The organism is Bacillus pfraonensis (assembly GCF_050768835.1).
GTDB lineage: Bacteria > Bacillota > Bacilli > Bacillales > Bacillaceae_G > Bacillus_A > Bacillus_A pfraonensis.
On record NZ_JAHCDO010000022.1, the window covers coordinates 26009 to 45840 of the forward strand.

Consider the following 19832-nt stretch of genomic DNA (forward strand, 5'->3'; position numbering starts at 1 on the left):
TATGTTTAAGCATCGGTCAATTGTTGAAAGGGATGAAGGGGATGTCACAGCTAAACTTTGAAGAAAATTTGTTAACAAAAGTTGCTTGGTATTACTATAAAGATCACCTAACGCAGCAAGAGATCGCCTCCTTGCTTCACATTTCACGAAATAAAGTCGTTCGTTTATTAGATAAAGCACGCACCGAAGGCATTGTTACATTTCATGTAAAAGGCACCGGCTTACATTGTTTGAGTATTGAACGTGAACTCATTCGGACGTTTCATTTAAAAGACGCTTTCATTATCCCTACACCGGTGGAGAGTCCTACCTACTCTTTAGGAAAAGCTGCCGCACAGTATTTAGAAACTCATCTACAACAAGGAGATTTACTTGGGATTGGCTGGGGAGAAACAATATCAAAAATGCTAGAAAACATTCATTTTGAACCATCTATGCAACTTTCAATTGTTACCCTTACAGGCGGTGTAAATCACTATCTTCCTAGGAAACAAAATTATTTAAATCACATGCAAGGAGAACTGCATATCATTCCTACTCCATTTTTAGCATCTACCGATGAAATGGCGCAAAGTATCCTTTCGGAACCGTCCGTTAAAGATATGCTGCATGTCGCTTCGCTTGCTAATACAGCAGTAGTCGGTATTGGTGGTTTATCTCAAGATGCAACGATTTTAAAAGAAGATAAAATAACGCTTCGCGAAATGACCTATATACGTAGTCAAAATGGTGCCGGAGATATTCTCGGACAATTTTATAATGCATATGGAGAATTGCTTGAGCTCCCTCACCATGCTCGACTAATCGGTACACCTCTTTCCATTCTTCAAAAAATGAAACATGTAGTTGGTGTAGCTGGCGGCGAAGAAAAATTAGATGCCATTTATGGAGCTGTAAAAGGGAAATTCATTCATACATTAATTACCGATGAAGAAACCGCCCTCTCTCTATTAAGAAAGGAAGGTGAATCATAATGTATACCCTATTAGCTTACGATGCAGGTACTGGTAGTATCCGGGCTGTCCTTTTTGATTTAGAAGGAAATCAGCTTGCGGTGAGCCAAAAAGAATGGATTCATAAAGCGGACCCTCGTTATCCTGGTTCTATGAATTTCGATGTGGTAGAGAATTGGAAACTCGTTCAAGAATGTACAAAAGATGTACTTCAAAAAAGCAATACAAACCCTTCCTCTATTAAAGCGATTAGTGCCACAAGTATGCGGGAAGGTTTTGTTTTATACGATAAAGAGGGCCGTGAGATATGGGCATGCGCGAATGTTGATGGTCGTGCTTCTCATGAAGTAAGTGAGTTAAAACAAATCCGTCCCCTTCTTGAGGAGGATTTATACGCAAAATCAGGGCAAACCTTTTCTTTAGGTGCTTTGCCTAGATTGCTTTGGATTAAAAAGCATCAACCTGATATATACGATAAAATCCACTCCTTTACAATGTTGAACGATTGGATTCTTTATAAATTGAGTGGTGTACTGCAAATAGATCCTTCAAATGGATGTACATCTGGTATTTTTGATTTACAAAATAGAACTTGGAATAATTCGATTGCCGAGCAATGTGGTCTAGCTTTATCATTTTCTCCAACTGTAAATGAAGCCGGTACTGTCATTGGTAGTGTCACAAAACAAAGTGCAGAGTTAACAGGGTTACATACAGGGACATTGGTCGTTGCTGGTGGCGGTGATGCTCAGATGGCTTCACTCGGTTCGGGAGTCGTAAAGCCTGACCAAACCTTTATTTGCGGGGGAAGCTTTTGGCAACAAGAAGTAAATATAACAAATCCAAAAACGGATCCAAATGCTCGTATTCGTGTAAATTGCCACGTGATTCCAAAACTTTGGCAATATGAAACGATCGCGTTTTTCCCAGGTCTCGTTATGCGATGGTTTCGAGATGCCTTTTGTCAGGAAGAAAAACGACTTGCAGATGAACTTGGTGTGGATGCTTATGAATTATTAGAGGAACAAGCAAAGCATGTACCGATCGGATCATACGGTATTATGCCGATTTTTTCAAATGTTATGAATTATATATCTTGGCGTCATGCTGCCCCTTCCTTTATTAATTTAAGCCTAGATGCTGATAAATGCGGGAAGAAAGAATTGTTCCGTGCAATTGAAGAAAATGCTGCATTTGTAACACTTGGTAATTTAAAGTTAATACAATCATTAACCGGAAAATTCCCTTCTGAAGTGATATTTGCGGGCGGCGCTGCAAAAGGAAAACTATGGCCGCAAATCGTTGCGGATGTTCTTGGAATTCCTGTCAAAGTACCAGTTGTCAAAGAAGCAGCTGCTTTAGGAACAGCAATTGCAGCAGGAATTGGCGCCGGAATATACGACTCTATGGAAACAATCGCTCAAGAATTTGTAAAGTGGGAAAGCACATATGAACCGAATGCTGAACATCACAAGCTATATCAACAATTCTATCAAACATGGAAATCTGTTTATGAAAAACAACTCCCATTAGCAGATGAAGAACTAACATCACATATGTGGATCGCACCAGGTGCATTGTAATCCATTACATAAAGGAGTGAACAATATGCTTAAAGTGAATGAAGAGGATTTCTCCTATCGCTTTGGTAACCATGGCCCTAAATATTTATTGAAAGGCCCTAACATTGACCTTGGGATTGTAGTCATTCAGCCTGGGCAAGAATTTCAAAATCATTATCATACAACTTGTGAAGAGATTTTTTATGCCCTTGAAGGCGAAATTGATTTCTATATTGATAACGAAAGAGTTCCAGTAAAACAGGGTGACGTCTTACAAGTTCGTCCTCACGAATCTCACTATCTCATTAACCACTCAAATCAAATCTTTAAAGCTGTTTTTATTAAATCACCACATTTACAAGAAAAAGATACGGTGCAAACCGAAAATCCAAAATTAACGAAGGAGTGACTTATAATGACTTGGGGATTTCAAAATCGATTAAACACAATTCTACCTGATGGAAAAGCTGTTATGTTGGCAATTGATCACGGTTACTTTTTAGGGCCGATTCATGGATTAGAGCAACCATTAGAAACAGTGAAACATTTACTTTCCTATACAGATTCTCTCTTTTTAACAAGGGGCGTACTCAATTCCTGTATTCCTGAAGACTGCAAAACACCGATGGTAATGCGTGTTTCAGGTGGAGCAACTGTAGTCGGTAAAGATTTAGCAAACGAGACCATTGTTACCCCAATCAAAGAAGCGTTGCGGCAAAATGTAGTCGGAGTCGGCGTATCTGTTTTTGTCGGTTCGGAATACGAAACACAAACCGTTACGAATTTAGCTAATGTTGTTTCTGAAGCTCATGATTACGGTTTACCTGTCCTTGGTATTACAGCCGTAGCAAAAGAACTACAAAAACGAGAAGCTCGCTTCCTAGCACTCGCATCACGTGTATGTGTTGAAATGGGTGCTGACATTGTTAAAACATATTACTGTGAAGGATTTGAAAAAATCACAAGTACTTGCCCTGCTCCAGTCGTCATCGCAGGAGGGCCAAAATTAGATTCGATTGAAGATGCATTAACCATTACGTATCAAGCATTGCAAGAAGGTGCAATTGGGGTTGATATGGGACGTAATATTTGGCAGTCTGAACATCCAGCTGCGATGATTCAAGCGATTCATGGCATCGTCAAAAATGGCTTGAATGTGAAAGAAGGACTAGAATTATATGACGAGATGAAAAATTGAATCAGATGATTAAATAATGTATTTTCACTTTAAAAAAGAACCCTCTTTATAAGAGGATTCTTTTTTAATGATTAAATCTAAGTATCACTTCTGAAAAATATGTTTTATTTTTTCACCTGGAACATTACTCCCCCCTCTTCCTTTCACATCTTCAATCATCATTGTAACAATCATATTCGGTGCATTTGCATCGAAAGCTGCAAACCATCCGAGTTCCTTTCCATCTGCTTCTTTTGATTCTTTTAGTTCTGCTGTACCTGTTTTACCAGCAAGAGTCATGTCATCAATCTTGGCAATTCTCCCGGCACCATCGGAATCATTAATTACTTTTATTAACGCACTTTTTAATATTCTTTGACTTTCTTTAGAAATCACATTCTCTTTCCAATTCTTCACTTCTTTTTGTATCAGGTGTGGAGATGGAATATTCCCTTCATTTACAATCGGTGCATATGTTAAAGCTAAATGAAGAGGTGTCATTAATACTTGTCCTTGACCGTATCCTGTATCTGCCAGTTGAATATCGTTTTTAATCCCATCTTTTGCAATGATTGAAATTGGAAATTCGTATTCGATTGGCAACTTTTCATGAAACCCGAACTTCTTAAGCATACTTACATACTGATCTTTTCCTATTTTTAAAGCTTGCTTTGCAAAATAAATATTGTCAGAGTACTTCATTGCCTTATCGAAATCAATTGGACTAGCATCTTTTACACGTGTTACATAATAATTCCCCCATGATGAATCTTTTGTCCACTTTAACCCTTCAATTTTAAACTCTTCCGTTGGATTTATAACGTTTGCTTCCAAACCGATTGCCCCTGTAATTGTTTTAAATACAGATCCTGGTACAACTGCCTGTGTGAAACGGTTTATCATTGGATTTTTCAAATCATTATTCCATGCTTCACGTTGTGCTTTTGATGCTCCTCTAACTATTATATTGGGATTATAAGCAGGACTACTTACAAGTGCAATGGTTTCACCCGTTTTTGGATTAATCGCTGCACTAGATCCTGCTTCATTTTTCATTTCATTATAGATTTTTTCTTGAATGGAGGCATCGATTGTTAATGTAACATTCTCTCCATCTCTTGCTTCTTTTTTTGCTAAGTTTCTAATCTCTTTTCCGTTCTCATCTTCCATAAATACGCGTCCACCCTTTTCACCGCGCAATTTATTTTCTAACACTTTCTCTAACCCTGTCTTACCTACTAAATCATCCGTTTGATATCCTTGTTTCTGAAGCGATTTTAACTCCTCTGCATTTACTTTTCCTATATATCCCGTTAAGTGTGCTGCCGCTTCTCCTAATGGATATGTACGAACTTTTACCGGACGAGACGAAACACCTTCCAGCGAAATATAATCACTTTGTGTTCGTCCTTCTGGTAAAATACCAATTGGTACATAGGAATCTGGTTTAATCCATTTTGCTGTAAGTTTCTGGTCAACTTCTTCGACAGACATATTAAGTAATTGCGCTATTGTTTCTTTCGTTTGTGTTGCAGTATCTCCTAATTTTTCTGGAATAATTCCAACCTCAGTTGCCTTTCCATTCATTACAAGTCCTTTTCCATTTCGATCATATATTTCACCGCGTTTTCCTTGCTCTGTCTGCAGACGGACTTTATAATTTTTTTTCATCCCTGGAATGATAAAGTCTGGGGTCCAATTTATTTTCCAAGATTTCTTATCTCCATCTTTTTCTTGCACAAGTTTTGCTTCATGTGAGAAAGAGATTTCTCCTCCTGCTGTATCCATACTTACAGTAAATAAAATGACCTTATTTTCCGTTTTATCTTTAATTACTTCCTTTCTTTTAACTTTTAAATTCTCAACTCCAATACCTTCGTAAATTTTTTCATTTTTCTCTGTAAATTCTTTTTTTGAAATGGATTCCTTTGCATGTTCTGACAATTGATCATACATATCTGCAAATTTTTTGTCATTCCATAATTTGATATATGTTTCAAATGCTTGTTCTGAAGTTTCGCCTTTATTGCATCCTACCAATATAAATGTGAAACAAAAGAAAAGTAGTATCCATATTTTTTTCAATTTAAACTTCTCCTTTAAATAAATCAAAATAGCTTAAATAATTCTTGTCATTCGTTTTACATTAGTAACTTGCTATAAATAGTGTACATCCGCTCGTTTTCTACTGATTCATGTGATCCTGAGATTTAATAATGTTCTATGTCTTGGTAAAAATCATGTGGAATAATAACTGTATTAGCTACTATTCCACAAAATTGCTTCCATTCTTTTATTCAAAAAGCCTCTTATATAGCCCATAATAACCGGGTTTTTACGGGCATTTGATCCTCACCTAACTTCTTTACTTTCGCCGAATTTTGAGGTGAGAGTCTTACTGCCTGCAAACAAGATATCTTGGAACCTAGTAATCATTGCCCTCCCTATAGAGAGTTAAATTTCACTGTTATTGATTAGAATTCGCTATATTAGTAGCTTCACCATTCATACGTTGTTTTTTCAAGTCAAAGTATATATCTAATATATCCTTTCCAATTAATGAATTAATACCACTTTTATCATTGTGAACCCAAGGGACTACTACAGAAAATGCTATTTCAGGATTATCGTATGGAGCATATCCAACTAATGTTAAATTGTAACACTCAATACGTTCTCCCTTCTCGTTCCTTCCAATTTTACTTTCTCCTCCATATACTGTCTGCGCTGTTCCTGTTTTCCCAGCTGGTTTATACGGAGCGTTTCGGAAATATTTAACACCGGTTCCATCGCCTTCTTGAAATACCCATCTAAACCCTTCTTTTACTCGATCAATATATTCCGATTTCACATCCACTCGATTTAACACAACAGGTTCCATAGATTGCACAACTTTCCCAATTTCTTCTTTTTTACTTGTTTGTTCTCGAATCTCTTGGACAATTTGAGGCTGCATTCGGTATCCATCATTTGCAATGGTTGAAATATATTGTGCCAATTGTAGTGGTGTATACGTATCATACTGTCCAATAGAAAAATCTAATAAAAAACCAGGTTGACTATCTTTCTGCCTTGTTTGTCCAGTTATTTCATTCGGTAAATTAATTCCTGTTGGGACGCCTAAACCAAATTGTTTAAAATAATAACGCATTGTGTCAAATGCTGCTTGTTTAATATCCAATGAACTATTTGGTACATAATTCACTCCAGCTATTTGTAACGCGGTATGAAACATGTATACATTTGATGATACTTGTAAAGCCCTTAAATCATTAATATTTCCAAATCCGGATACATTCCATGATTTTTTAACTCTCGTACCTTTAAACTTCATAGGTGTGTCATAAAATTGAGTCCCTGGTTGTATAGCTCCGGTTTCGTATCCAGTTAATAAAGTAGCCCCTTTTACAGCTGATCCTAACTCATAAGAAGTTACCATGTTGCCTAATGCAAAATCTTCTACTTCTGCTTTCCCATCTTTTTCTACCAATCTCTTACCAGCCATAGATAATAGTTGTCCGGTTTTCGGATCCATCATGACAACAAAAGCACGATCCATTAATGGTTCAGAACTCTTAAAAGCTTTTAAATTTTTTTCTATACTTTCTTCTACTTTTTTTTGTAACTCCATATCAATTGTTAAAGTTAAATTGTTACCACTTTTTCCTTTAGAGACTGTTTCCGTTTGAATAACATTTCCTGCTTTATCAATATTATTTTTAACTTCTTTTTTTGTTCCATGTAATACATCTTCATATCGTTGTTCAATATAACTTTTCCCTACGCGATCGTTCCGATTATATCCGCGGACCAAATAAGAATCTAAATGTTCTTTTGGCAATCCTTCTTCAGCACTTGTTATATTACCTAATACCGAACGAAATAAATCACCATTTACATAGTTTCGTTCCCAATCAACTGTCGCATCTATCCCTGGAAATTTTGCTAAATTTTCACTTATCCTCGTATACTCTTGCTCTGTCACATCTTTTTTAATAATTTGTGGTGTCATTTGATAACCAGAACTCATTTTACTTTTAATAACTAATACTTTTAACTCTTGTGGCGTGAGCTCTGTTAATTCTTCTTCTGTAATGCGCTTTCGTCTTAACTCTTCGATTCTCTTGTCTAACTCCTTCCCTTCTACACCCCTTTCTCTAAATTTTTCCTCGTCTTGCTTCGTGATTTTTGCTTCGGCACGCTTCTTATTTAATTGCATCCAAAAATCTTTTTTATCTACTTCAGTTAATTTATTTATTTCTTCTTCTGATATTTCAATTATATTCGCAATATCTTTAGCTGTTTTTAAAATGTCTTCAGAGCTTACTCCCTTCAATCTTGTATACGTAATCGTACGAAGCGCTCTATTATCAACAACCGGTTTCCCTTCTCGATCATAAATTTTCCCACGTGGAACTGGAATACTCGTTGTTGCGTTTTCATTTTTTTTCACTTGATTTTTATAAGTCTCTCCGTCAACAATTTGTACTTTTCCTAGCTGAAAAATGATAGCCGAAAACAGTATAAATACGCAAAAAAATAGGATGTTTAACCGGATAGATATCGATGTCTTCTGCTTCTTTCCTGTCTGCTTTTTCATATATCCTCCATACTTTATTTTAATGAATTTCGTTCAGATTACAGTTTTATATGCAAATTTGCTCATACGTTATCCACTCTTTATACAAAAAAACTAAAAGGTAGGGCTTCACTCAATTAATGAAATAAAGGTGGAATCGTTCCTCTATTTACATAAAGTGAAACTTCCATCAGTGGGGTCTTTCTTCATCTCTCACTGATGGTTAGCCCTCACCTATCTTCCTCATTTTTCTCTGACTCTTAAAGCGGGGGCTTACTACCCGTTAATGCGCGACAAAGAATAAGAGAAACTGCATTCAATCAGAAGCAGTTTCCCTTATTCTTTTATTAATATATCTAAAACAAAAATTAGAATGTTCCTCTATATTACGTGGCCGTCATACCATATTAATTTTCATTATTTTTTAACAAGTTCAATGTATGAATAAATAAACGATTATCTCCGGGATCTCCATGTCCTGGTACAATCATATTTATATTATTGTATTTCTTTTCTACTTTTTTAATTGCCTTTGACCAATTAGATACATATGAACCTGGAGTCTGTACAATCTCTTGTGTATCTAATGATTTTATTAAACATCCTCCAAATAGGATTTTATACTTTGGTAACCACACTGTAATGTTATCTTGTGTATGCCCTTTTCCTGGATAAAATGTTTCCACGTTTATATCACCAAATCGCATATTATCGCGTTTCTTCAAGTCACCAAGAGGTCTATCAAAACCTTGTTTCTCTGCTAAATCAGCAGTTAAAGCCGTACTGTGTACCTTGACACCTTTTTTAATCAGCGTTTTAATTCCTCCTATACGATCGTCATGAGCATGAGTCACAATTGCTTCTGTGACCTCTTTTGTAGGAAATTGTTTTTTTAGTATTTGAAGCAGTTGATCTGTAAGAGCATCATTCCAAGGTGTATCAATCAGTACCAATCCTTTAGATGTTTCAAGAATTAAACCATTTGCAGGAATACGTGCTTCATTTACCACTCCAATACTCGTATGCATCCATACCTTTGGATGCAACTGTGAAATAGATACATCTTTCTCTTGATCTTTATTTTTTATTTGCTCTACTTTTTCAGCAGCCTGTACTGGAAATATCGAACTAACAAATTGGCTAAACCCCAATATACTTGTACATAAACCTACTTTTAATATCATTTTCTTTTTCACTATCATTGCTCCTTTCTTAGCAGCTTCTTTCTCTAAAAGTGCTATTACACTTAATAGACAATCCACATGATAAATTTGTTCCCACATTTACAAAAAAAATAATAAATTTTAATATAGAATAGAATCTGGGTAAGGGAGGATTTTATGTTACATAAAAAATCGAAGAGGTGGATAATTTTAGCGATTTTTTTCATTTTAGGAGTTGTTTTGACGTTTTTATTCACAACAAGGTTTATTTCGTTTACTATCACAACTTCTGCAGCTGAAAGAGGAAAAATTATTGACCAAAATGGAGTCATACTAGCCACAAATAAAAAAATAAAGTCTTCGTATTACGTCTATAATAATGGTTGTCCAACCAATCAAGAAGTGGCGAAGATATCAAGTTTTCTAAATCAGTTTTCATCCAAGTTTAACCGTAAAATTTCAGTAGATGACATACATTCACAATTACAAAAATCTTGTAAACATCATGATAAAAATAAAATACAATTACATACAAACTTAAATGATAAAGAGGCCGCATTTATAAACGAAAATAATTCCCAAAATGTAATAGTAAAAAATGAAGTGGTACGTGTTTATCCACATCATGAAATTGCTTCACAAGTAATTGGGTATGTTGACTATGAAAAAAACAATTCGGATTCTAATTATGTTCCTGTTGGGAAAAACGGAATTGAACTTCAATATGAAAATGATTTAAAAGGGAAACCAGGAAAAACTCTCACTTTTAAATTGAAAAATAAAAAGTTCTTATGGAACATACAAAGTCCTCAAAAAGGAAAAGATATTCAGCTAGCACTAGACTATAAACTTCAGCAAAAAACAGAAGAAGCACTAAGATCCCAAATTCAGAAAACCCCTGATGCTACTGCTGGTTATGCTGTCGTGATAGATGTTAAAACAGGAAAAATATTAACTATGGCTAACTCGCCAGTTTTTGATCCAAATATGTTCAATACACCTTTATCATCGTCTGAAAAAGAAAATGTCAAATTACTTGCTCAAAATAAAACAATCCAAAAATTAAAGTATGGTGATTCCTATGTAAATATGGCATCAACTATAAAACCGCTTACTATATTAATTGGGTTAAACGAAAAGCTTTTTCAGCCTGAAGATACATATTTAGATAAAGGGCGTTTTCAGTATAATAATCAAAATAACATCACCAATGCTGCTGGAACTCCAACTGGTGAAATTACACCGAGTCAAGCTATCATTAATTCATCAAATACATTTATGACAGCAAAAGTAGCAATTCCATTATTCAATAAAAATAATGGGAATTTAGAAAAAGTAGCAACCTTGTGGACAAACTATTTAAAACAATTCGGCCTTCGCTCCAAAACAGGGATTGATTTACCCTTTGAAGAAGAAGGACAATATAAGTTGCATGTATCTAGTAAGTTTGAGAGTGGAATTTCTGCTTTATTGAATGCTTCTTGGGGCGCAAATGAAGTGCACACTCCTCTCCAACTTGCTCAATATGCAGCTGCTCTTGCAAACAAAGGAGACAAATACAAACCTCAAATGGTGCATGCAATTACGGAAAACGATGATAAAAGAACAAAAGAATTTAAACCCATTTTAGAAAGTTCTAATCATTATCCTTCAAGTTCTTGGGATGTCTTACAAAGTGGAATGAGTCAAAATATACAAGAAATTAAAAACTTGCCCTTTGACGTTGCTGGTAAAACTGGAATTACAGGTTCGCCAAACGAACAAGAAAAAGTTATCAATCATTCTCTATTTATTTCATATGCTCCTACTCAAAATCCGCATATTGCTATTTCTGTTATTATTCCTGGTGGTAATTCTGAAACAAATAGTGCAGCCCTTGTTGCAGCGGAAATTTTAAAGGCTTGGGATACTCTCCAAAAAGAGAATAAAAAATAAAGAGAAAGGTTCAATAAAGTGAACCTTTCTCTTTTACCATATAGAATCTATACTCTTTATTTTCCACATGCCATCATTTTGTTTCTCAAAAATGAAAGAATACTGAATATCTATTGAAACATGATCTTCTTTTACATAGCCAGTATAACCATTCATTGTAGTTATTTTTATATATCCATCATTCTTCACCTTCTCCGGAATCCATGCTTTTACAGTTTCGTTAGATACCCGATATAAAACACGTGAATCAGGTTTGGGTTGAGTTAAAATTTTTGTTTCTTCACCAACAACAGTAGCATATAAAAAGCGTTCCTGCTTCTTTTGGTTACTTTCTGCCAATCCACTAGGTATTTTATATACTGTTTTCGTATCATTCACAAATTCTCCTCCCATTGCAAGAGCTACTTGTAAATCATGAAAAATACTATCATCAAACTTCCATTCATTTTCACTATACTGTTTTCCCTTAAAAACAAATTCTTCATCCAGTACTCTATATAAATCGTTCTTATTTTTTAAGCTCGTGTTTTGATTTAATTCATCCATAAATTGTTTTAATGATTGATCTTGATTAGATTCATCTTTCATCTTCACTTCAATTTGAGTGCTACTTTGCACTGGTGGTTCATTTTTGCCCGGCCAGAATTGTTGAAAGTTAAACAGCACAGCCGTAAAAACTAGAACAACCGCAGCAGTGAATACCTTTATACGAAATGGCCGTCTAATTTTCGGACCATCTTCCTTCCTATTTTGGTATATAGATTTTTTTATTTTATAAATAAATTCCTCTTCGTCTTGAGGCTGTTTCACTGGCCCACTTTTTAATTCTTTATACCAATCCGGCTTTCTATCATTGTTCATAATTCATCCTCCGATAATATTTTTGAAACTCGTGCACGAGCGCGATGTAGCCTAGATTTCACAGTTCCAATAGACACGCCTAATGTTTCAGCAATTTCATCATAAGATAATTCATATTTTGCATCTAGTATTAATACTTCACGATGTTTTTGTGGCAATTTTAATACAATGTCCCAAACTTCATTCATAGTTTCTTTTTCTAAAAATTGTTTTTCTGCTGACGGATATTCCTTATCATTTCGAAAGAAACTTACTAAAGAAATCCGCTTAAAATAGGAGGACTTCAAATAATTTAAAGCTGTATTCCTTGTAATTTTTAATAACCACGTTTTAACAGACGACTCATTTCGAAATGAATTCCATTTTTTAAATACTTTTATAAACACCTCTTGCGTTATATCATCTGATAAATGGGTATCTTTTGTAATAATAAATGAATAATTCCATACATCTTGCCAATGTTCTCTTATAACATAATCAATTTCATCATGGTTGCAATTTTCAATAACCTTATGTTCCATCTCAACACCTCAAGCTTATTTGCATAAGCATAAACACCTTTCCTCATGTTTTATAATTGACTCCTTTATATAGACAAGATAAAAGTTGCTTTTGTTCCATTTTCTATTAAAAATCATACTGAAGAGTTCTGTCATTAAAATTCCAAGATACTTGTATGCAATCTTATAACATTTGACATACGAATTGTTTCTCTTTTTCAAGTGCTTACATATCCAATTTCTTGTATAGAATCTACCATTGCCATGCAACAGGTTGTATCATTTAGAAATATGTACATTCACCCTATATGTGGATAGAATTATCATTTCATGTCTATTTTGCTTAACGTAACTTTTTAAAAATACTGGTGATACTTATAATCACCAGCAAAATAAAATTGAGTCTCCAAAGGTCTTTTTCTCATGTTGTTTACATGTTTAATATTATTTGTGTTTCTTTAAACATTTACACGTACCAATAAAGTGAAACTTTAATCAGCGGGGGTTTTCTTCATCCCCCACTGATTATTAGCCTTCACGAATCGGGCTTTTACGGGCAGTTGCTCCCCACCTATTCTTCCCCGTTTCTCTCTGAACCTTGAGGTGGGGGTCTTACTGCCCGTTAATGCGGAATAAAATAAAAAAGTACACCACTACATATCGTGTGATGTACTCTTTTCATATATTATAGATAAGACATTAATATAAAAAAACTTTATAACACTTCCATGTCTTTTATTTCACAACATTCATTTCCTTTTTTGATTAAGACTGCTGATACGCAGATTTCGATGACTTCACATAATAAACCGCATGCTCTACTTGAATAATATGATCCGGCTTCGGCTTCCCGCGGCTTGCTCTATGTCCTGCTAAGTGCTCTTCACTTGTTTCCCAGTTTTTCCATGCTTCTTCTGATTCCCAGCGAATCATTACAACAACTTCTTCGTCCCCTCTTCTCACCTTTTTAACAAGAACGCTTAAATCGATAAATCCTTCAAATTTTTCAATGATTCCTTCTCCAGTAAAATGTTGAACAACAAGATCCGAAGTACCTTCTTTTACTGTAAATGTTTTTGTTTCGATAAACATAGATCCCACTCCCTTTGTATGTAAATATTTCTAGTATTCTTTTATTATAATTGATTATGATAATTATTTTCAATTAAAATATTTAAGCGGATTTTTTTTGAATCGATTCATCGAGAAATTTGAAGTATGGAAGCATGATTCCAGCGAAAGACGTCACACATATAATTGATCCTATACAAATATACAGCGCCCTTACTCCCCATAGCTCACTCAATACTCCTCCAATTAAAACACCTAGTGGCATCGCACCTCTTATTAAAAATAATCGTACTGAAAAGACTTTTCCCATCATATCATTTGGCACTGTTTGCTGGCATATGGTCGTGTTATAAACATTAAAAAACGCCATACATACGCCCGCTACAACTTCGATAATGACCGCTAAAATGACGCTTTGATTGAGCCCTAAAGAAATATAAGTTGCACCCCCTATTAATAATGCCCCAAGCATAAGGTAACGTCGACTATCATGCTTTACTTTTCCTACTAGCATAGAGCCAATCACATACCCAAGAGGAAAACCTGCCAAAAAATAGCCATACGCCGCGTAACTTGCCGATAGTTCATCTATTATATACGGTAAATTAGTAACCATCGCTACTCCCACTCCAAATTGAACAAATGTGAGAAAAACACCTAACCAAACGATAATCCGCTGTTTGAAATAGTATGTGAACCCTTCAATAGATTGTTTGAACCAACTTTTACGAACTTCTTGAGTCACTCTATGCTCCTGTATAAATAGCAGTAAAGTACCGCTTATAAATAGAAATAAGCAGACGAAAAATAAAGTTAGCTTTACTCCTATAAACTCAACAACAACTCCCCCTAATACAGGGGCTAAACACATCATAAGACGAACCATACCATCTAGATAAGCATTCGCTGTTTGCAATTCTTCTTTAGATACAATTGTCGGTGTAATCGCTTGATTGGCTGGTACATAAAGTGGTGTGATAAGTCCGACTATGATTTGTACAACAAAAACATGCCACGTCTCTACACTTCCAGTACTCATCATCAATAAAGGCAGTAAAAAAGCTAGTCCACGTGTCCACTGAGATACAATCATAATCCATTTCCGGCTCCACTTATCAATGAATGGACCTATGACAAGTTGTAAAAGAAGCGACGGGATAAAGTAAAGGAGCCACATACTCCCTAAAGCCATTTTCGAGCCCGTTAATTGATAAATCAGAATAGAATTACATAACGTACCAAATGCACCGCCTAATTCAGAAATCGCACTACCAATCCACATAAAGAAAAACGATCGATTTTTTAAAATACTTTTCTCCATTTCGCACCAACTTTTCTTTTTATTTCTCCTCCTATTGTGCGTATTCTGGAAAGGTAAAATATTTTTACCTTTTGATGTAAATTAACGATTTAAATAGATTTCCAACTCTTTTGCTATAGCCTCTACTGCTTTCTTTTTCAACACATACTTTGCATCTTGAATTTCAACTAACTTCGCTGATCTTAAAATTTTCAAATGATGATGAATGGTTGATTTTCCAAGATTTAATTGTTCCGTTATCTCCTGCAATGTACGATCTTTTTCAAACAATAATTTTACGATGCGCAATCTTGCTTCATCTCCAAGTGCCTTATGTTTATGAACTAAAAAATAACTTGGCTCATATGGATCTTCTGGATGTATGCTTTCATTAGCGATTGGATAATGAAATATTTTTGTATCCTCTATATCCGCTTCAATGTTCCAAGGCCGATACGTATATTGCGGGATCAGCAAAACATGATGTACACTTGGCTCTGGAAAATATGTAACACCACCTGTTGCCCATTCAACAAACTCTTCTGGCTGCATCTTTTCACTCATTTCACGTTTCATGTCATGGTCTTGTTTTAGTATGCGTGATAACTTTTCTGCTTCAGGTTCAATAACAGCTTCATACCAGCCTGTCATAACGGCGATGAGGTGATCTTTAAGTAACTGTATATTCACTTCACAAATAAAATTGATGTAAGCAGGGAAAAATGGATTGCTACTTGTAATTTCTTGTAATGCTTGCACTGCTTCCCTCTCGCCATTTGCTGCATTCTTTCTCTTTTCTTCATATTTATAGCCGACAAATGGAATGCATATATACTTTAATCCAGATTCTGACAACGAATTGATATACTGAGTAAACTCATATAAATCCTGAAAATCTTCTTGATATAGTAGTTGTAGCAACGCTTTCCATGTATTATGTTTCTCTACGAAATGTAAATGCTCTTGCAATTCTACCGATACGGATTGTCTCATCTCTTCCCATTCACTTCGAGATTTTTCTAACGTATCAATCAGCCTCGTATTCGTAATCGCTGCAATTCCAAGAGCGCATTCGAAAAGTATCGAATACTTGACTTGAACGTCATATGTTTCTCTTTTTCTACTTGTTACATGTAAAACTTCCATTGTATCCCTCCTCATTTTGTTATGTATTAAATTCTATAAACACCGAATTTTACCTTCTATAATTTCGGAACATTAAAAATAAACCGACAAAATAAAATTACATTATCAATTTATGGATATAATTCATGTTATAATATTTTAAAAGTTTCGGAGGGGAACAGGATGAAAGGAACTAAAAAGGAGATACAAGCAAACGACAAAGTGATTCGTTATACACATATAGAAATGGGTTTCAAAACGATTTGCTTTATGTTTTCAGGTTCAGGTTACAATTACGATAAACCATTGTTTTATTATTCGACGATATTAATGCTCCAAAACAAAATCGATGTTGTCCATATTCATTACTCCTACGATAAACAAATGATGGAAAAACCGATTGATGAAATAACAACAATAATGATGGATGATATTCATCCTGTGATTGTAGATGTTTTAAACAATGGGCAATACAACGATTCGATTTTTTTAGGAAAATCACTCGGAACAATTCCAATTGCGAATCACTTAATGAAGAGAGAGGAATTCTTAAAGTCAAAAATAATTTTATTCACCCCTCTCATACATTTCGATTCGATTTTTGACTCAATCTTGAATAGTCATCATGAAGGGCTTTTCGTTATCGGGGATAAAGACCATTATTACAATGCAAATAAAATTGATCAATTAAATAAATCAAGTGTAACAATTCATGTTATCCCAAATGCAAACCACTCCATGAATGTTGGAGAATTTGAAACAGCCCATTCAATTTCAGCTATTTCAAGAGTGATGGAAAAACTCCAACAAACTGTTAGGAATTACTAAAATACATATAAAAAAGGATAGTAATTGTGTCATAGCCATCCAGTAAAAAAATAAACTACCTGCCCAAATTCAGCATAGGGAACAGGTAGTTTATTTTTTTACTTCGATCTACGAAGCTATAATGAAGCGAACTAAAAGTATTACGTTGATTATTGAGAAGGTTAGCTCGTTCATAAAAATAAAAAAGGTATAAATCATACGACACAAAACGTGTAGGGAATTTAAAGATTTGCATACGAAATAAACCATAATGGATTACTGCACAAACAAAAAAAGCCGCATTTGCGACTCATGAACTTATAGAACTAACGCATGCGTTAGTTGAATTACTTACCGTTTAATCGCAGCAACAATTAGCGATGGAAAACCAAGTTTATCTCCTTGATTTCTAGAATCATACCTTTTTGAACGGAAAATAACACCATCGTTCGCATCCCATTCGTTGTAATAAAATTGCCCATTTTCATCACAATATTCAAGTAAAACCACTTCAAATCCAGCAGTTTCAAACATTTTAGTTAATGTTTTATAATTATGAACTATTTTATGGCTTGCAGCTGGATGGTCTTTAGGTCCAGGTCCGCCTACTTTAACTATATTTTGGTAGGTTTCATCTGGGAAAAATGCATCAGGGACACCACAACGAATATAACCTGATGGTTTTAAAAATTCATAACAAATTTTAGCTGCTTTTACACCTTCTTCAAAAGTAAGATGTTCCCATACATGCTCAGCTAAAATAGCTGAAATAGAATTATATTCAAATCTTTCTTCCCATGTAGTTTCAACTAATAAGTTAAGTTCATCTTCTTGAGTTTGAATCCAACCTGGATTATTGTTAAATGCTCCAGCTCCAACTACTACTTTAATTTCGTTTTGTTTTATTACCATCACTTTCACCTCATAAGAACTTTAATTCATTCTCTTTCATATAAAAAACGGCGTTATGAAATCCTCTATTCAACCTAACACGATTTTTTAGCATTCTGTTTTCCCCTTAAACTTTCGATTTACAAGAACACTTTTACTAAAAAATGAATGTTACTAAAAATCTCGTCTTACATGTATTTCAAAATCTTAGACATATAATAGCTATCAACTAAGTTTCCATCAATAATACAAGAAGCTCTTTTTATTCCCTCAACCTCATAACCTAATTTCTTATATAAAGAAATTGCTGATGTATTATTTATCCTTACCGTCAACTCTAATCGAATTACACCAATCGTTTTTGCCCAATTTTCAAGTTCTTTAAATAATTGGGTTCCAATGCCTTTGCCGCTATTTTCATGTGTGACACCTGCAACAATATAAACACTATGTCTGATTCTTTTAGGTTTACTACCAATTGCCATCAAATATCCTACTAATTTATTTTCAATCTCAGCAACAAAAATTGCTGAATTAGGAGATTGATTTATTTTTTTGATCATATTTTGTTGCTGTTCAATTGTAGTAGCCCTTTCCCCTTCCTCAAATAACATAAATTCCGTTTCTTCATCAATCTTTTTACATAATTCTAAAAAAGGTTCTGCATCTTTTTCCATAATGAATCGAACCATATAATATAAACCCCTCGTGAACTAAATTTTCATGCAAAAATAATTCGATATATACAAATTAACTAGTATTTTAGCTTAATAAACATAAATTTATCCATTTATAATCAAATCAGCCTTTTGTTTCGGAAATTCCGTCCTCAAATAAAAATCTTCTGCTTTCCAATATCTCCGCTCAAACTTGGCGCGATTTCTTTTTGTTTTCTCACTTTCGCGGAGAAATCTTTGTTCCTTTTGGCAATCTAAATACACCATATAATCAAAGTATTTCCGCCACTCTTTTCGCTGAAGAAAGACTCCTTCTATTATAATAGTACAAGGACTCGGTATAATTATCTCTTTCGTTTCACACGTATCCGTTTGATCATTATAGAACGGAAGGCTTAGCTGATTTTCCATCCTTAATTGTTGAAACAAATGTTTTTGTAACCATTCCACATCCCATTGCAATTGATAGTACTCATACCACTCTTCATATTCAGTATCATAACGTTTATTGCGCTCTACAATATGATCATCGATATGAAAAAAATAAAACGGAATACCTTCTTTTTTCATATTGCCTTCTAACTGCTTTACGAGTGTTGTTTTACCTGAACGACTTAAACCATCTATACCTAAAATCCACCGTTCACTTTTATTTTGTGAAACAAGGTTTAATAACTCTTTCAAAATATTATCCTTGCCACTCTTCGTTTAATAATGAATATATTACGGTATCATGAGCAATATTGTTTTGAATCATATTTTTTCGAAGTAATCCTTCCTCTTGAAATCCAGCCCTTTTCAATAACCGATGTGAAGCTTCATTTTCTGTATAAACAACTGCTGCAATTCTTATGAGCTGCATCGTTTCAAATCCATATGTAAGAATTACCTGCATTGCCTCAGATGCATAACCTTTCCCCCAATATGTATCATCTAATTCATAGCCAATTTCAGCTCTCTTATGATTTGGATTGATTAAATGAAATCCACATGTACCGATTAATTGATTTGTTCCTTTTAACTCTATTCCCCAGCGAATGACATTTCCTTCTTCATATCTTTTTCTAAAAGTTTGAATCGTATTTTTCACCTGTTCAATATCTTGAAACGAGTCCATACCAAAATAACGGATAACAGATTCCTTCTCAAAATAATGAAACATTGTTTCAGCGTCTAATAGTGTTAATTCTCGTAATTTTAAACGCTCTGTTTCTAAAATTGGAAACCCCAT

The 19832-nt window shown here is 34.5% G+C and carries 17 protein-coding genes and 1 pseudogene; 6 read left to right on the plus strand and 12 right to left on the minus strand.

The annotated features are described in order from the left end of the window. Window positions 1-23: 23 nt before the first annotated feature. The 4 genes from KFD70_RS20385 to lsrF are packed head-to-tail and all read left to right on the plus strand — an operon-like array spanning window position 24 to window position 3713. Entirely contained in the window at window positions 24-974 is a 951-nt protein-coding gene (locus KFD70_RS20385; protein ID WP_336451410.1) for a sugar-binding transcriptional regulator, read from the plus strand. Further along, window positions 974-2536 carry an autoinducer-2 kinase gene (gene lsrK, locus KFD70_RS20390; protein ID WP_336451340.1) on the plus strand — a complete coding sequence of 521 codons (1563 nt, stop codon included), beginning with the start codon at window positions 974-976 and terminating at the stop codon, window positions 2534-2536. The genes KFD70_RS20385 and lsrK overlap by 1 nt, the downstream gene beginning before the upstream one ends. A gap of 25 nt (window positions 2537-2561) precedes the next feature. After that, window positions 2562-2924: a cupin domain-containing protein gene (locus KFD70_RS20395; RefSeq protein ID WP_336451341.1), complete on the plus strand. Its 363-nt coding sequence runs from the start codon at window positions 2562-2564 to the stop codon at window positions 2922-2924. A gap of 6 nt (window positions 2925-2930) precedes the next feature. Beyond that, complete coding sequence (lsrF, locus tag KFD70_RS20400) at window positions 2931-3713, plus strand: 3-hydroxy-5-phosphonooxypentane-2,4-dione thiolase (RefSeq protein ID WP_336451342.1); 783 nt, start codon at window positions 2931-2933, stop codon at window positions 3711-3713. 84 nt (window positions 3714-3797) lie between these two features. Here the strand turns inward: lsrF and KFD70_RS20405 are convergent, their stop codons facing one another. From KFD70_RS20405 to bla, 3 genes are all read right to left on the minus strand, one after another. After that, on the minus strand, window positions 3798-5777 hold the full coding sequence (locus KFD70_RS20405; RefSeq protein ID WP_336451343.1) for a penicillin-binding transpeptidase domain-containing protein: 1980 nt from the start codon (window positions 5775-5777) through the stop codon (window positions 3798-3800). A 382-nt stretch (window positions 5778-6159) separates the two neighbouring features. Further along, complete coding sequence (locus KFD70_RS20410) at window positions 6160-8292, minus strand: peptidoglycan D,D-transpeptidase FtsI family protein (protein ID WP_336451344.1); 2133 nt, start codon at window positions 8290-8292, stop codon at window positions 6160-6162. Between the two features lie 386 nt (window positions 8293-8678). Further along, window positions 8679-9455: a subclass B1 metallo-beta-lactamase gene (gene bla, locus KFD70_RS20415; protein ID WP_479845600.1), complete on the minus strand. Its 777-nt coding sequence runs from the start codon at window positions 9453-9455 to the stop codon at window positions 8679-8681. 156 nt (window positions 9456-9611) lie between these two features. On the opposite strand from bla, the pseudogene KFD70_RS20420 reads away from it, so the two are divergent. Beyond that, a pseudogene (locus KFD70_RS20420) lies at window positions 9612-11391 on the plus strand (peptidoglycan D,D-transpeptidase FtsI family protein). Between the two features lie 11 nt (window positions 11392-11402). Here the strand turns inward: KFD70_RS20420 and KFD70_RS20425 are convergent. The 5 genes from KFD70_RS20425 to KFD70_RS20445 all read right to left on the minus strand — a co-directional run bounded on the left by KFD70_RS20425 (window position 11403) and on the right by KFD70_RS20445 (window position 16247). Further along, window positions 11403-12230: an SH3 domain-containing protein gene (locus KFD70_RS20425; RefSeq protein ID WP_336451347.1), complete on the minus strand. Its 828-nt coding sequence runs from the start codon at window positions 12228-12230 to the stop codon at window positions 11403-11405. Next, complete coding sequence (locus tag KFD70_RS20430) at window positions 12227-12751, minus strand: RNA polymerase sigma factor (RefSeq protein ID WP_336451348.1); 525 nt, start codon at window positions 12749-12751, stop codon at window positions 12227-12229. The genes KFD70_RS20425 and KFD70_RS20430 overlap by 4 nt, the downstream gene beginning before the upstream one ends. A gap of 744 nt (window positions 12752-13495) precedes the next feature. Further along, window positions 13496-13822: an antibiotic biosynthesis monooxygenase family protein gene (locus KFD70_RS20435; RefSeq protein ID WP_241818558.1), complete on the minus strand. Its 327-nt coding sequence runs from the start codon at window positions 13820-13822 to the stop codon at window positions 13496-13498. Between the two features lie 82 nt (window positions 13823-13904). Continuing rightward, a complete protein-coding gene (locus KFD70_RS20440) occupies window positions 13905-15122 on the minus strand; it encodes an MFS transporter (RefSeq protein WP_336451349.1) in 1218 nt (405 codons plus the stop codon). A gap of 81 nt (window positions 15123-15203) precedes the next feature. Next, entirely contained in the window at window positions 15204-16247 is a 1044-nt protein-coding gene (locus tag KFD70_RS20445; protein ID WP_336451350.1) for an ArsR/SmtB family transcription factor, read from the minus strand. Between the two features lie 162 nt (window positions 16248-16409). Between KFD70_RS20445 and KFD70_RS20450 the strand changes: the two genes are divergently transcribed. Continuing rightward, window positions 16410-17054 (plus strand): alpha/beta family hydrolase, encoded by a 645-nt coding sequence (locus KFD70_RS20450; RefSeq protein ID WP_336451351.1) that lies wholly within the window; start codon window positions 16410-16412, stop codon window positions 17052-17054. Window positions 17055-17384: 330 nt separating this feature from the next. Here the strand turns inward: KFD70_RS20450 and KFD70_RS20455 are convergent, their stop codons facing one another. The 4 genes from KFD70_RS20455 to KFD70_RS20470 form a co-directional block, all read right to left on the minus strand. After that, window positions 17385-17945, minus strand: a complete 561-nt coding sequence (locus KFD70_RS20455) for a class I SAM-dependent methyltransferase (protein ID WP_336451352.1) — start codon at window positions 17943-17945, stop codon at window positions 17385-17387. A 167-nt stretch (window positions 17946-18112) separates the two neighbouring features. Then, a complete protein-coding gene (locus KFD70_RS20460) occupies window positions 18113-18616 on the minus strand; it encodes a GNAT family N-acetyltransferase (RefSeq protein ID WP_336451353.1) in 504 nt (167 codons plus the stop codon). Window positions 18617-18706: 90 nt separating this feature from the next. Next, window positions 18707-19285 (minus strand): kinase, encoded by a 579-nt coding sequence (locus tag KFD70_RS20465; protein ID WP_336451354.1) that lies wholly within the window; start codon window positions 19283-19285, stop codon window positions 18707-18709. A 4-nt stretch (window positions 19286-19289) separates the two neighbouring features. Next, the gene (locus KFD70_RS20470) at window positions 19290-19832 is read right to left on the minus strand and encodes a GNAT family N-acetyltransferase (protein WP_336451355.1); all 543 of its coding nucleotides are present in this window, start codon (window positions 19830-19832) and stop codon (window positions 19290-19292) included.